Genomic DNA, 14,442 nt, shown 5'->3' with positions numbered 1-14,442 from the left:
GAGGCGCAGGCCGCGGGTTGCCGCGGCCACGCGCAACCGGCCAACGTCAGACGAGCGCCGCAACCGTCTCGCGGGTCGTATCGACGACGAGCAGGCCCGCGCGCAAACCCGGCTTCACCGACGGATTCGGGAACACGATGCGCTCCTCGTCGTGCGTCACCGTGTAACGGTAATCGCCGTCCTGCGCGAGCACCGTGCCGCGTGCGAACGCGGTGAAGTTCGCGACGTCGGCCGCGACGAACAGCTCGAGCGCGTCGCTCTGCTTCGTGATCTGGTCGATCACCGTGAAGACGCGCGGCAACGGCGCGTCGGCCTCGCAAGCGGCGCCCGACACGAGCTTGCGCACCGCGCGGTCGGCCGGCGCGAAGCGCGCCAGGTCGTTCTGGCCGAACGGGCGCACCTTGCCGAGTTCCAGCGTGCACGCGAGCGCACCGCAATGCTCGGCCGTGAAATGCGAATACGTGTTGCCCTTCGCGGTATGCAGCAGCACGGCCGCGATGCGCGCGTCGCCGAGCCATTCGAACATCGTGCGCGTCGGCGGCATGCCCGTGTGCGGCAGCAGCGCGAACTGCTCGAACACCGACGCGCGGATCGCCGTATGCATGTCGATGTGCCAGCGCGCGGCGCCGGCCGGCGCGGCCGCGAAGAATGCGGCGGCGGCCGCTTCGAGCTGCGCGGCGCGCGGTGCTTCGCGGCTGTCGGGCACCTGCGCGTGACGGCCGCTGAACAGGCGGTTCAGGTCGTCGTCGAGATAGCGTTCGCCGGCGCGCATCGCCGGCACGTTGCCGAGCACGACGAGCAGCCGGCACGCGAGCGGCAGCGCGCCCGAGGCGAGATCGCGCACGAGCATCGACAGCAGCTCGATCGGCGCCGTCTCGTCGCCGTGCACGCCAGCCGACACGAGCACGCTCGCGCGCGCCGTGCCGGCGGCCTCGGCCGCCACCGGTTCGAGCGCGAGCAGCCCGTCGCCGCGCCATTGCCAGCGCACGGCGCCGGCGGCGCAGGTGCCGTCCGTCGCGGACGGTGCGCGGCCGCCCAGCGTGAACGCGAGGAAGTCGTCGAGCAACGCGTCGGCCATGCGGGAATCAGCGCTGGAAGTCATACAGCGAGCCGACGCGCAGAATCTGCGTGAGCTCGTCGAGCGCGGTGCGCGATTCGTCGAGCAGCGCCGGATCGGCGAGGTCTTCCGGTGCGAGGCGGTCGCGATAGTGCCGGTCGATCCACGTGTCGAGCGACGCGAACAGCGTGTCGTTGATCCACACGTTCGACGTGACGGCCGCGCGCTCCGCTTCGTTCAGCACGACGCGCAGGCGCAGGCACGCAGGGCCGCCGCCGTTCTTCATGCTTTCGCGCAGGTCGAACACGAGCACGTCGTGGATCGGGCCGTTGCCGGCCGCGAGTTCGTCGAGATAGGCCGCGACGTTGCCGTTCTCGCGGCACTCCTGCGGCACGACGAGCACCTGCGAGCCGTCCGCGCGCGACAGCAGCTGGCTGTTGAACAGGTACGACGTCACCGCGTCGTTCACGCTCACGGCGGCCTCGGGCACCTCGATCACGTTCAGGCGCGCACCGCGTGCGTCGAGCGCGGCGGTCAGCGTGTCGTAGATCGCCTGCTTGTTGACGAACGCGCGCTCGTGCGTGAACAGCGTGTCGCGGTTGCCGACCGAGATCACGTCGTTGTGGAACACGCCCGCGTCGATCACGTCCGGATCCTGCTGCGCATAGACCGTCGCTTCTTCCGCGAGCCCGTGGCGATGCGCGACCGCGCGGCTCGCCTCGAAGGTCTGGCGCGCCGGGAAGCGCTTCGGCTCCGGCCCGCGGCGGTATTCCGCGCGGCCGTACACGAAGAACTCGATGCCCGGCTTGCCGTATTCGGCGCAAAAGCGCGTGTGGTTCGCCGCGCCTTCGTCGCCGAGTGCCGGCGTGCCGGTCAGCGCTTCGTGCACCGCGAAATGCGCGGGATCGGCGAACAGCGTCGACAGCGTGCGGCGTGTCGCTTCGTGCTCGATCGCGCGATGCAGCTTGCTGCACAGGTTCGCCGGCGTGAAGTGCACGCGGCCGTCGCTCGTGTCGGCCGACGGGCTGACGGTGGCCGCGTTCGCGGTCCACATCGCCGATGCCGAGCTCGCCGCGGCGAGCAGTTCGGGCGCCTGCTTCGCGGCCTTCGCGATCACGTCCGCGTCCTTGCCGGAGAAGCCGAGCTCGCGCAGCAGGCGCAGCGACGGCCGCTCCTGCGGCGGCAGCACGCCTTGCGCGAAGCCGAGATCCGCGAGCTGCTTCATCTTGCGCAGCCCCTGCTTCGCGGCAGCCTTCGGGTTCGCGGCCGACTTTTCGTTGTTGAGCGACGCCACGTTGCCGAACGACAGCCCGGCGTAGTTGTGGGTCGGGCCGACGAGCCCGTCGAAATTGGCTTCTTGTGCGTTCATCGTCGTTCCCTCGATCAGAAATGCAGGCCCGGCGACAGGCTCGCGGGCAAGGTCAGTTGCGTGCTTTCCACCGACGCCATCGGATACGCGCAATAGTCGGCCGCGTAGTACGCGCTCGGGCGATGGTTGCCCGAGCGGCCGGTGCCGCCGAACGGCGCGGCGGACGACGCGCCGTTGGTCGGCCGGTTCCAGTTGACGATCCCGGCGCGAATCGTGCGGCGGAAGTGTTCCCATGCGTTCGCGTCGTCGGCCAGCAGGCCGGCGGACAGGCCGAACGCCGTGTCGTTCGCGCGCTCGATCGCTTCGTCGAACGTCGCATAGCGGACGATCTGCGCGAGCGGGCCGAAGTGCTCTTCGTCCGGCAGGTTCGTGACGCCCGTCACGTCGACGATCGCCGCGTTCACGAAGCCGAGGCGCGGATCGCGCTGCGTCATCGCGATGATCGGCTTCGCGCCCTGCTCGATCAGGCGCGACTGCGCGTCGACGAGTTTCGCCGCGGCACGCGCCGAGATCACCCCGCCCATGAACGGCTGCGGATCGGCGTCGAACACGTCGGCCGTGATCTTCGACGTGACGTCGGCGAAGCGCGCGAGGAAGCGGTCGCCGAACGTGCCCTGCGGCACGAAGATGCGGCGCGCGCACGTGCAGCGCTGGCCGGCCGACAGGAACGCCGACTGGATCGTGTGATGGACCGCCGCGTCGATATCCTCGACTTCGCCGATCACGAGCGGGTTGTTGCCGCCCATCTCGAGCGCGAGCACGATTTCCGGACGGCCGCCGAACTGCTTGTGCAGCAGCGTGCCGGTATCCGAGCTGCCGGTGAAGAACAGCCCGTCGATCTGCCGATGGTTCGCGAGCGCGATGCCCGTGTCCTTCTCGCCCTGCACGAGGTTCAGCACGCCGTCCGGCAGCCCCGCTTCCTTCCACACTTCGACCGTCGCACGCGCGACGCCCGGTGCGAGCTCCGACGGCTTGAACACGACTGCATTGCCGGCGATCAGCGCGGGCACGATATGGCCGTTCGGCAAGTGGCCGGGGAAGTTGTACGGGCCGAACACCGCGACCACGCCATGCGGGCGGTGACGCAGCACCGCGACGCCGTCGGCCATGTCCTGGCGCTTCTCGCCGGTGCGTTCCTGGTAAGCCTGGATCGAGATGCCGACCTTCGCGGCCATCGACGCGACTTCCGTGCGCGCTTCCCACAGCGGCTTGCCCGTCTCGCGGCCGATCGCGGTCGCGATCGCTTCCTTGCGTTCGGTGAGCAACGCGGCGAAACGCTTGACGATCGCGCAGCGCGATTCGAAGTCGAGCGCCGACCAGCCGGCGAAGGCGCGGCGCGCGCTGGCGACCGCACGATCGACGTCGGCCGCCGACGCGCTTTCACCCTGCCATGCGATCTCGTCGGTGCCGGGGTTGCGCGAAGCGAACACGGGGCCCGAGCCTGCGACCCAGGCGCCGTCGATGAAGAGTTCCGTCATGATTCGTTTATCCCTGTTTGACTTTGAGCGGCAGCACGCGCACCGGATCGCCGGCCTTCACGTCGAGCGCGACGGCGTCGTCGGCCGACAGCACGAACGCGCCGTTCGCGACCACGCCCGGCGCGACGCCGACGCGGAAGTCGGTGAGCGACGTGTTCGACACGAGCGACTTCGGCGGATGGCCGCCCCGCGCGTCTTCCCGTGCATCGGGCACACCGATCGCGACCGGCACGACGACGCTCTCGCGCACCGTGCGCAGGTCGTTGACGTGGCATTCGAGCACGGGGCCCGCGTCGAAGATGTCGACGTGATTCTGGTAACGCAACCCTTCCGCCTCGAGCATCTTGCGGGCCGGCAGCGTGTCGCGGTGCGTGAGGCCGACCGCGTCCTGCGCGTCCTGCGGCAGCAGGTCGACGTACACCGGATAGCGCGGCATCAATTCCGCGAGGAACGACTTGCGGCCGTGCGAGCTCAGATAGTCGGCCGCGTTGAAATCGATCTGGTAGAAGTGCGAACCGACTGCGCGCCAGAACGGCGACGTGCCGTCCTCGTCGAAGTGGCCGCGCAGTTCCGCGCAGATGCGTTCCGGAAAGCGCTCGCGGAACTGCGCGATGAACATGAAGCGCGAGCGCGACAGCAGGCCGCCCACGCCGCCCGTGCGATAGCGCGGGCTCAGGAACAGCGAGCACACTTCCGCGTAACCGGTCAGGTCGTGCGAGATGTTCAGCGCGGACATCCGCGTCCACACGCCGAGCTCCTGGCTCGCGTGCACGACCGTGCTCACGCGGTAGTTGTAGAACGGCTGTTCGAGACCGACCTGCGTCTCGATCCCGCACACGCCCGCGATGTCGCCCGTCTTCGATTCTTCCATCACGAAGAAGTAGCCGGCCTCGCCGGCCGCCGCCTCGCCCGCGAGCGTGCGGCGCGTGCGCTCGATGCGCGCGGCGAGCGCGTCGCGGTCGGGCTTGAACGTGGTCAGGCCCGGCCCGGTTTCCTTCGCGAGCGACACGAGCGCGTCGACGTCGCCCGTTTGTACGACCCGAACGACGATCATGCTGCGTCTCCCTTCAAATCTTCATCGTCGCGGCGGTGCAGCGGCACGCAGCGCACGACATCGCCATCCTTCACATCGAGCGCCGCGCGCACGTCGCCGGCGAGCGGCGCGTCACCCGCCTCGCCCGGCAGGTCGGCCAGCACGCAGCGGAACGATTCGCCGCTGCCCGTCGACACCATGTAGGCGACATCGCCCTGCTGGTGCGCGGCCTCGCGCACGGTGCGCTCGGCGCCGTGCTTCACGCACGCGGTGCGGTCGACCTGCGCGGTCAGCACCGGGCCCGCGTCGAAGATGTCGACGAAGCGGTCGGGCTCGAAGCCTTCCTCGAGATGGATGTCGTACGCGAGCAGCGCCGATTCGTTCGGCTCGCCGAGCACGCGCTGCGCGGCTTCCGGCAGCAGCGGCACGTAGAGCGGATACGCCGGCATCACTTCCGCGATGAAGGTCCGGCTGCGGCCGCCCGACGCGATGTCGACGTCGGTGAAGTCGCGGCCGAAGAACTTGCGGCCCACCGCTTCCCAGAACGGCGATGCGCCATTGCCGTCGCTCACGCCGAGCAGCAGCGTGAACACTTCCGGCGTGAAGCGGCGGCGGTTCGCGGCGATGTACATCATCCGCGCACGCGAGATCAGGTGCGCGGCCGCGTCGCCGCGCAGCGACGGATCGACGTAGAAGCCCGCCAGCCGGCTCTTGCCGGTCAGCTCGTGCGACATCGTGAGCGCGTGGATCTTGCGGTTCACGTGCAGCTCGCGCGACGCGTGGATCAATGCGTCGTTGCGGAACGCATAGAACGGCTCCGAGTAACCGGCTGCGGCCACGATGCTCGCCGTGCCGAGCAGCTTGCCGGTCGACGAATCCTCGAGCACGAAGAGGTAGAACTCCTCGCCGGCGAAGTCGACGTCCGCGCGAAACGAATCTTCGGAGAGCGCCACGCGTGCTTCGAGCGCCGCGCGGTCGTGCGGCAGCGAGTGCAGGACCGGCTGCGCGGTGCGCGCCATGTGCGCGAGCGCATCGAGATCCGTGAGTTTGCCGGGGCGAACAAATAGCATCGTCGTTCCTGTCTGCGATGGGTGCGCCGATCAGCGCGCGGTGGCTTCCTGGGCGGCGAGCACTTGCTCGACTGCCTTCTCGAAGCGCTTCATGCCTTCGTCGAGCAGGTCGAACGGGATCACCAGCGACGGCACGAAGCGCAGCACGTTCGGGCCGGCGATCAGCATGATCAGGCCGTTTTCCGCGGCGGCGGTGACGAAGTCCTTCGCGCGGCCGTCGAATGCCGCGGTGAGTTCCGCGCCGACGAGCAGGCCCTTGCCGCGCACGTCCTTGAAAATGCCGAAGCGCGCGTTGATGCGCTCGAGCGCGCCTTTCAGGCGCACGCTGCGTTCGCGCACGCCTTCGAGCAGCGCCGGGTCGCCGATCAGTTCGACGACCTTGTCGGCGATTGCCGATGCGAGCGGGTTGCCGCCGTACGTCGTGCCGTGCACGCCGACCTTGAAGTGCGCAGCGAGTTCGTTCGTCGTCAGCATCGCGCCGATCGGGAAGCCGTTGCCGAGCGCCTTGGCGGTCGTCAGGATGTCCGGCGTGACGCCGGTATCCATGTAAGCGTAGAACTGGCCCGTGCGGCCGACGCCCGTTTGCACTTCGTCGAAAATCAGCAGCGCGCCGTGCGCGTCGCATGCTTCGCGCAGCGCCTTCAGGAACGCCGGATCGGCCGGGATCACGCCGCCTTCGCCTTGCACGGGCTCGACGATCACGGCGCAGGTTTGCGGGCCGATCGCGGCCTTCGCGGCTTCGATGTCGTTGTACGGCAGGTGCTTGATGCCGGCCGGCACGGGGCCGAAGCCTTCCGAGTACTTCGGCTGGCCGCCGACGCTGACCGTGAAGAACGTGCGGCCGTGGAACGACTGCACGAACGAGATGATTTCTGCCTTGTCGGCGCCGTGGCGATCGAACGCGACGCGGCGTGCGAGCTTCAGCGCGGCTTCGTTCGCTTCCGCGCCGGAGTTCGCGAAGAACGCGCGGTCGGCGAAAGTCAGCGATTCGAGACGCTTCGCGAGGCGCAGCACCGGCTCGTTCGTGTAGCCGTTGCCGATGTGCCAGAGCTTGCGGCCTTGTTCGTCCAGGACCTTCAGCAGTTCCGGGTGGCCGTGGCCCAGCGACGTTACCGCGATACCGCACGCGAAGTCGATGTACTCGCGGCCGGCCGTGTCCCACACGCGGGAGCCCTCTGCACGGTCCGGCACGAACGGCGCGGGGGAAAATACCGGCACCATCACTTCATCGAATGTCTGGCGGGTCACGGTCGAGGTCGTCATGGTCGTTCCTTTCGGTTTCGTAAGAGGGTTCAACAGGATCAAGTTTAGGTAAGGGTGACGCAAGCGTCTTGCGGAATTGCGACGGGTTCTATCGGAAGCGGATAGTGCGGTTTGGTTTTGCCCTTCCGGGCGGGGGCTTCGGTTTTGGTGGGCGTATTTTGAGGCTTTTTGGGTGGTTCGCTTGTGGTTGGCGTGAAGTACCTGCTGTCTTGTCGGTCTATTAGCGTCGCCCCTGCGCGGGGCGGCGGTTACTTTTCTTTGTCTTGCCAAAGAAAAGTAACCAAAAGAAAGGCGCCGTGAGAACGCATGACTTCCCGGTGCCATGGCACTCTGAGTGGACCGCGCCTAAGTGTCCGCGCCAGTCTAGAGCGCGGAGTGGTTCGAGCAATGGTTCTGACACCTCCCACTACCCGACAGAGCGGTATACCGCCCGCTAGCTCCGCCCTCGCTACGCTCGGCCGACAGGGACACCCCCTCTAGTAACATCTGAGGTCAATCAGTTCCAGCAATCGCTCGCGAGCACCCCGAATTCAGCGAATCAAGGCATGCCCTCATTCGCCAGGAAAAAGGGACGCAGCACGCACCTACGTGCTCACGACGTTATCAAACACTCACCAATGGCAAGCAGTCCGATAGGTACGAATGATGTGAGAAAAGAGGGTTGGGTGGTTTGCTGATGCATCGCCAGCAGAAGCACGCAAGTGAAGCAATGCGACGTGAAGTACCTTGCAGCCGAGCGTAGCGAGGATGGAGCTAGCGGGCGGTATACCGCTCTGTTGGGTAGTGGAGGATGTCAGAACCATTGCTCGAACCACTCCGTGTTCGTGACTGGCGCGGACACTTAGGTGCGAACCACTCCGCGCACTACGGCACCGGGAGGTCTTGCGTTCTCACAGCGCCTTTCTTTTGGTTACTTTTCTTTGGCAAGACAAAGAAAAGTAACCGCCGCCCCGCGCAGGGGCGACGCTAATAGACCGACAAGACAACAGGTGCTTCACGAAACCCGCAAGCGAACCACCCAAAAAAAACCAAATCACCCCTTATCCCCGCGCTCGACAAGCGCCCCACCCCGAGGCTCGCCGCCGCCCCCGGTTTGCTTCTCGAGCCAGGCTCTCCGATCCTCCCGAGGCGTGACCCCGAACCTTTCGCGATACGCGTTAGAAAAGTGCGCAGCAGAAGAGAACCCACAGGCGAGAGAAACCTGCACAACCGACTTGCTAGTCCGCTGCAACTGAGTCCGAGCCTTGAGCAACCGAAGATTGAGGTAATACTTGGAGGGCATCGCCCCGAGATACTGTCGAAAGAGCCGCTCCAGTTGCCGGCGTGACACGCCAACGAGCTCGGCGATTTCATCGGTGGTCAACGGATCCTCGACATTGGCTTCCATCAAAAGCAAAGCATCATTCAACCGAGGATGCCGCTCGCCCGGCGCAGTCACGAAAGGAATCCGCTGCCGCTCCTCGCCGCTGCGCAAAGTCCCGGCGCCGAGCGCATCGGCGATCCTTTCCGCGAGATCCGGCCCATGTTCCCGGCCGATCATGGCCAGCATGAAGTCAACGGTGGCTTGCCCACCCGCACAGGTAGCCCGATCGCGATCGATCTCGAAGATCTGCTGCGTGACGATCGACCGCTCGAACTGTTCGGCGAACTGCTGATACGTCTCCCAGTTCACGCTCACGCGATACCCGGAAAGCTGCCCGGCCATGGCCAGCCACCACACGCCATGATGAATACCGGTCACGACAGGCGTCCGCTGCCCCACCCTCGCGAGACTCGCGAGAAACAACCGATAGTCGGCAAACTGCTGAAACCGCTCCGACACGACGATCACCCAGTCACACGCGATCGCATCGTTGAACGCCGCATCGGCATGCCACTGCGCGCCGCCGGCGAGCGGCACCGGCCGCCCGTCCCACGAACACACCTGCCACCGATACAGCAGCCGCCCGTCGATCTCGTTCGCGAGATTCAGCGCATCGACGATCGGACCCACGCCCGACATCGACACGGGCGGCAATGCAACGATCGCCACCTGCGTCGTGCGGGTGGCGCCTGCGGGACGAGACACCGGTACCACGGTCGAAACCTGCCCTGTCGCGTTACTTGAGACTGCCCGACAGGAACTGCTTCAGCCGCTCGCTCTGCGGGCGGACCAGCACTTCCTTCGGATCGCCCTCTTCCTCGGTCCGCCCCTGATGCAGGAACATCACGTGGTTCGACACGTTGCGCGCGAAACCCATCTCGTGCGTGACGACGATCATCGTGCGGCCTTCCTCGGCGAGCTTCTGCATCACCTTCAGCACTTCGCCCACCAATTCAGGGTCGAGCGCCGACGTCGGCTCGTCGAACAGCATCACGTCCGGATGCATCGCGAGCGCCCGTGCAATCGCCACGCGCTGCTGCTGGCCGCCCGAAAGATGCGACGGATACTGCTTCTCGACGCGCGGCGGCAAGCCGACCTTCTCCAGGTACTCGCGCGCCCGCTCCTCGGCTTCCTTCTTCGAAATGCCGAGCACGTGCACCGGCGCTTCCATCACGTTCTCGAGCACGTTCATGTGCGCCCAGAGGTTGAAGTGCTGGAACACCATCGCGAGCTTCGTGCGGATGCGCTGCAGCTGCTTGTGATCGGCGACTTCGAGCGCGCCGGCGCGGTCGGTCTTCGTGCGCACGGCCTCGCCGTCGACGACGATCTGCCCCGCATTCGGCCGCTCGAGAAAATTGATGCAGCGCAGGAACGTGCTCTTGCCCGAGCCGCTCGCGCCGATGATGCTGATGACGTCGCCGGCCTTCGCGTTCAGCGACACGCCCTTGAGCACTTCGTTGTCACCGTAGCGCTTGTGAATGTCGACCGCGGCAAGCTTGGTGGAAGCGGCAGCGCTCGTTTGAGTGATCTCGGCCAACTGGCTCTCCTCGAAGTGATTCAATGACGGGCGGCCGCGAGATACGCAAGCCAGTGGCGCTCCGCGCGGCGAAACGCCGCGACGAGTGCGAACGATACCGCAAGATAGATCAGCGCGGCGATCCCGAACGACTGGAACGCCATGTAGGTCGCGGAATTCGCATCACGCGCGACCTTCAGGATGTCCGGCACGGTCGCGGTGAACGCGACAGTCGTCGCGTGCAGCATCAGGATCACCTCGTTGCTGTACAGCGGCAGCGCGCGGCGCAGCGCCGACGGCAGGATCACGCGGCGGTACATCGTGAACGGCGACATCCCGTACGCCCGTGCAGCCTCCACTTCACCGTGCGGAATCGCGCGGATCGCACCCGCGAAGATCTCCGTGGTGTATGCGCAAGTGTTCAGCGCGAACGCGAGAATCGCGCAGTTGAAGCCGCTGCGGAAGAACGCGTCCAGCAGCGAGTGCGAACGCACGAACTCGAGGCTGTACATGCCCGTGTACAGCAGCAGCAACTGCACGTAGAGCGGCGTGCCGCGGAACACGTACGTGTAGAACCGCACCGGCGTCGACACCCACTTGTTCTTCGACACGCGTGCAACCGCGAGCGGCACCGCGCATACGAAGCCGAGCGAAATCGACGCGACGAGCAGCCACAGCGTCACCGCGAGGCCGGAGAGGCGCTGGCCGTCCCAGTAAAGGAACGCCTGGCCGAATTCCTGGAGAATTTCGATCATAGATCTGCGTGCCGCACGCCCATGGAATAACGCTTCTCGAGCTGGATCAGCACGAGGTTGGAAACGGTCGTGATCGCGAGATAGATCAGCGCCGCGACGAGGATGAAGAAGAACATGTTGAACGTGCTCTTGCCGGCGTCCTGCGCGGCCTTCACGACGTCCGCGAGGCCGATGATCGACACCAGCGCGGTGGCCTTCACGAGCACCTGCCAGTTGTTCCCGATCCCCGGCAGCGCGAAGCGCATCATCTGCGGAAACATGATCCGCGCGAACACGCGCGCGCCGCTCATCCCGTACGCCGCACCGGCTTCGAGCTGGCCGCGCGGCACCGACAGGAACGCGCCGCGGAACGTCTCGGTGAAGTACGCGCCATAGATGAAGCCGAGCGTCAGCACGCCGGCCACGAACGGGTCGATGTCGATCTGGTCCCAGCCGACGAAGTCGGTGAACTGGTTCAGCCAGATCTGGATGCTGTAGAACAACAGCAGCATCAGGACGAGATCGGGCACCGAGCGGATCAGCGTCGTATAGCCGGTCGCGATCGCTCGCAGCACCCGGTTGTGCGACAGCTTCGCCACCGCGCCGATCAGCCCCAGCGCCACCGCAGTGGCGAGCGACAGCACCGACAGCTCGATGGTCTGCACGGTGCCGGCCCAGAGGACAGGACCAAAGCCGTAAAGGAACACGCGCGTCTCCAGAGTTGGAATGGATGCCGACGCGTCTGCCTGTCCCGCGCCGGGCTGACGCGGATAGTCGCAAGCGAAATTGATTGCCTCAAATCACCTTGCGCGTGATTGCTGCGTCGCAACAATCCGCCCCATCATTTGCAACCACGGCGTACGCCGCTGTTTCAAAAGGAAAAAAGCCGCTTCCTGACAACCGGATAACCGGCGGGGAAGCGGACTTTTTGCAATTTTCCGGTCGCTTTTTCGATATAGCGCCGAAGGAGGCTGCGGTTGCGCCTACCGCCCCTTCAGGATGTCGGAGCGCGAAGTCGTATAGACAAGCCCGTCCGGGCCGAAATGGACGTTGAAGAATGCGTCGGTGTTGACGCCGTCCTCGAGCCAGCGCCAGCTCCAGACGATCTCGGGCTTGAGCGGATACTGCGCGATGTCGCCGGGCTTGCCGAGCAGGCGCCGCACCTCGTCCTCGTTCATCCCGGGGCGCACCTTCGCGAAATTCTCGGCGGTCAGCACCTGCGTCGCGCCCGTGTAGCGGCCGTTCGCATCGAGATCGACGAACCACGTCTGGTTGCCCATCGGGCCGCGCGGGTATTCGAGCCGCTTCGAGCCGTCGGTGAAGTCGCGCTCGGTCTCGGGCTTGCCCATCGTGCCGCGCACGTCGGCCTCGGTCGATTCGCCGACCTTCAGCCCCTTCAGCAGCAGCGGCGCGGGCTTGATCGCGTTGAAGAAATCCCTGATACGTTGCACGTCGAGATTGCCTTGCTTGTCGTCGCAGCCGGTCAGCGCCAGCGCAGCGGCCAGCATCGTCACGGGAAGCAGCCGGAAACGGAAATTCATCGGAAGAAATGCGCGTCGAGAAAACACGCGGCAAGGATACCCGCGCAACGCCAAAAGCGCGAGACGGGCGCGCGGCCCGTCTCGTGTTCAGTGCATCGTTTCGGTTTCGGTCTCGGCCCGGGTCGTGCGGCTCGTCGCGTGCGGCGCCCGTGGCACGGCCGGCGGCACGTCGATACGGCGCCGCGTGCGCACGAGTTCGGCCAGTTGCCACGAACCGAGCGCCAGGCAGCCGAACAGCACCTCGCGGCCGCGCTTGACCAGCGCGAGCGACAGCGCCGTCTCGCGGTCGACGCCGAACATCTGCGCGAGCAGCACGACGGTCGCCTCCTGCACGCCGAGGCCGCCCGGCACCATGAACGCCGCATGGCGCACGGCCTGCGCCATCGCCTCGATCGCGATCGCGCCGCCGATCGACACTGGATGGCCGAGCAGCGCGAGCGCCCAGTAGATCTCGAGCGCGCCGAGCACGTAGCCGGCCAACTGCCAGAAGAATGCGCTGAACAGCAGGCCCGTGCGCGACATCAGCCCATCGATGTCGGCGTCGAGCCGCTTGCCGTCGACGCCCTGCAGCAGCCGGTGCGAATCGCCGAGCAGGCGGCCCGCGAAACGCTCGATCGCATGGAAGATGCCGCCGCGGCGCATCAGCACGACGCCGAGCACCGGCAGCGGCAGCGTGAGCAGCAACGCGAGACCGATCGTGCCGCCGCCCATGCTGTCCGTCGTCGCGAGCAGCAGCACGAGGCCGAGCGCGGCGAACGCATACTGGACGACGATCGTCACGAGCAACTCGACGATCACCGATGCCGTCACGCGGCTCGCGTCGGGCACCTGCCAGCGCGCGAGGCGGATGCCGACGATCTCGCCGCCGATCCCGACCACCGGCAGCAGCCGGTTCACGGCCTCGCGCACGGTCGCGATCCACCACAGGAACGGCAGCGACGAGCGCTTGTCGAGCAGCAGGTGCCACGCGTAGGCGTCGAGCAGCAGCGGCAGCGCATGGAACGGCACGAGCCACAGCAACGCGTAACCGGCGCGCGCGAGCATCTGCGATACGTCGCCGATGCCTTCGTGCAGCCCCAGCGCGAGCAGGATGCCGATGCCGAGCGGCCAGCCGAGCCATTTGATCCACTTGGTCATGACGGCTGCGCTCCCGGTGCGCGCGACGCCGGCGCGCCGCGCCGTGCGGCGGGCTGGCCGAACACGTCGGCAAAGCCGCCGGTCGCGACGCCCGCCGCCTTCAGCGCGGCCGCGACGCGCGGCGACAGCAGCGCGTCGAGTTCGTCCGCTGGACGGTAGCCGGCCATCGTCGGCGTGATCGGGCCGTCGCCGGCCTCGGCCGGATGGCAGTAGATCTCGCCGACGCCCGGCGGCAGCTTGGCGAGCGCATCGAGCAGCACGGCCTCGTCCATCGCGCCCGTATGCTCGATCCCGACCACGTAGTCGTTGTGCGCGAGCCCCGCGCGGTCGAGCCGCGCGCGCACGAGCGCGATCCACGGCTTGAGCAGCGCGGGCGCGCTCGTCTCGTACGGCAGCCGCACCGCGCGCAACCCGTAGTCGCGGCCGATCTCGATGATCAGCGACAGCACGGTCGGATGCAGGTGGAAATGCTTGTGCGCGTTCACGTGGTCGAGCGGCAGGCCGCTCGCCGCGAACGCGTCGAACTGCGCGCGAATCTCGCGGCGCAACTGCGCCCGCACGTGCGGCAGGAAGAAGAAGCGGCAGCCGTCCTTCGCCATCGCATCGCCGAACCGCCCGTCGGGGCCGACAAGCGCGGGAATCTCACGCGCGGGCAGCGTGGCCGGCCCGTCCGCGAGGACGAGATGCAGGCCGACCGCGAGCGACGGCAGCCGCCGCGCGCGCTCGATCGCATCGTGCGCGGCGGGCGCGCCGACCATCAGGCTGGCGGCATTCAGCACGCCGTCGCGGTGCGCGCGCTCGACCGCCGCGTTGACGCGCGGGTGCAGCCCGAAGTCGTCTGCGGTGAAGATCAGCGCCCGCGCCGCCGGCTGCGTCGCCAT

Annotated in this window: 13 protein-coding genes; all 13 read right to left on the bottom strand. The window is 67.0% G+C overall.

The genetic code is table 11. The features are described 5' to 3' along the window. Positions 1-46 precede the first annotated feature (46 nt). Positions 47-1,102, bottom strand: a complete 1,056-nt coding sequence (gene astE, locus CFB39_RS06055) for a succinylglutamate desuccinylase (RefSeq protein WP_089472435.1) — start codon at positions 1,100-1,102, stop codon at positions 47-49. After that, the gene (gene astB, locus CFB39_RS06050) at positions 1,086-2,426 is read right to left on the bottom strand and encodes an N-succinylarginine dihydrolase (RefSeq protein WP_047850485.1); all 1,341 of its coding nucleotides are present in this window, start codon (positions 2,424-2,426) and stop codon (positions 1,086-1,088) included. Before astB ends, astE begins: the two co-directional genes overlap by 17 nt. Positions 2,427-2,440: 14 nt before the next feature. Further along, positions 2,441-3,904: a succinylglutamate-semialdehyde dehydrogenase gene (gene astD / locus CFB39_RS06045; RefSeq protein ID WP_089472434.1), complete on the bottom strand. Its 1,464-nt coding sequence runs from the start codon at positions 3,902-3,904 to the stop codon at positions 2,441-2,443. Between the two features lie 7 nt (positions 3,905-3,911). After that, complete coding sequence (astA, locus tag CFB39_RS06040) at positions 3,912-4,958, bottom strand: arginine N-succinyltransferase (protein WP_089472433.1); 1,047 nt, start codon at positions 4,956-4,958, stop codon at positions 3,912-3,914. Continuing rightward, positions 4,955-6,007 carry an arginine/ornithine succinyltransferase subunit alpha gene (gene aruF, locus CFB39_RS06035; RefSeq protein WP_089439583.1) on the bottom strand — a complete coding sequence of 351 codons (1,053 nt, stop codon included), beginning with the start codon at positions 6,005-6,007 and terminating at the stop codon, positions 4,955-4,957. The genes astA and aruF overlap by 4 nt, the downstream gene beginning before the upstream one ends. 30 nt (positions 6,008-6,037) lie before the next feature. After that, positions 6,038-7,270: an aspartate aminotransferase family protein gene (locus CFB39_RS06030; protein WP_089472432.1), complete on the bottom strand. Its 1,233-nt coding sequence runs from the start codon at positions 7,268-7,270 to the stop codon at positions 6,038-6,040. Positions 7,271-8,303: 1,033 nt separating this feature from the next. Further along, a complete protein-coding gene (locus tag CFB39_RS06015; RefSeq protein ID WP_089424883.1) occupies positions 8,304-9,347 on the bottom strand; it encodes a GlxA family transcriptional regulator in 1,044 nt (347 codons plus the stop codon). A gap of 22 nt (positions 9,348-9,369) precedes the next feature. Continuing rightward, the gene (locus CFB39_RS06010) at positions 9,370-10,170 is read right to left on the bottom strand and encodes an ABC transporter ATP-binding protein (RefSeq protein WP_039348269.1); all 801 of its coding nucleotides are present in this window, start codon (positions 10,168-10,170) and stop codon (positions 9,370-9,372) included. Between the two features lie 20 nt (positions 10,171-10,190). Continuing rightward, positions 10,191-10,904, bottom strand: a complete 714-nt coding sequence (locus CFB39_RS06005) for an ABC transporter permease (protein ID WP_011351456.1) — start codon at positions 10,902-10,904, stop codon at positions 10,191-10,193. Then, positions 10,901-11,590 carry an ABC transporter permease gene (locus tag CFB39_RS06000; protein WP_011351455.1) on the bottom strand — a complete coding sequence of 230 codons (690 nt, stop codon included), beginning with the start codon at positions 11,588-11,590 and terminating at the stop codon, positions 10,901-10,903. The genes CFB39_RS06005 and CFB39_RS06000 overlap by 4 nt, the downstream gene beginning before the upstream one ends. A 276-nt stretch (positions 11,591-11,866) precedes the next feature. Continuing rightward, the gene (locus CFB39_RS05995) at positions 11,867-12,424 is read right to left on the bottom strand and encodes a hypothetical protein (RefSeq protein ID WP_011351454.1); all 558 of its coding nucleotides are present in this window, start codon (positions 12,422-12,424) and stop codon (positions 11,867-11,869) included. A gap of 87 nt (positions 12,425-12,511) precedes the next feature. Beyond that, complete coding sequence (locus tag CFB39_RS05990) at positions 12,512-13,561, bottom strand: lysylphosphatidylglycerol synthase domain-containing protein (RefSeq protein ID WP_089472431.1); 1,050 nt, start codon at positions 13,559-13,561, stop codon at positions 12,512-12,514. Beyond that, a complete protein-coding gene (gene hpnK, locus CFB39_RS05985) occupies positions 13,558-14,442 on the bottom strand; it encodes a hopanoid biosynthesis-associated protein HpnK (protein WP_089472430.1) in 885 nt (294 codons plus the stop codon). Before hpnK ends, CFB39_RS05990 begins: the two co-directional genes overlap by 4 nt.

It is taken from the genome of Burkholderia sp. AU6039, from assembly GCF_002223365.1.
In the GTDB taxonomy this organism is placed as follows: Bacteria; Pseudomonadota; Gammaproteobacteria; order Burkholderiales; family Burkholderiaceae; genus Burkholderia.
This window is presented reverse-complemented; position numbering and strand designations above follow the sequence as displayed.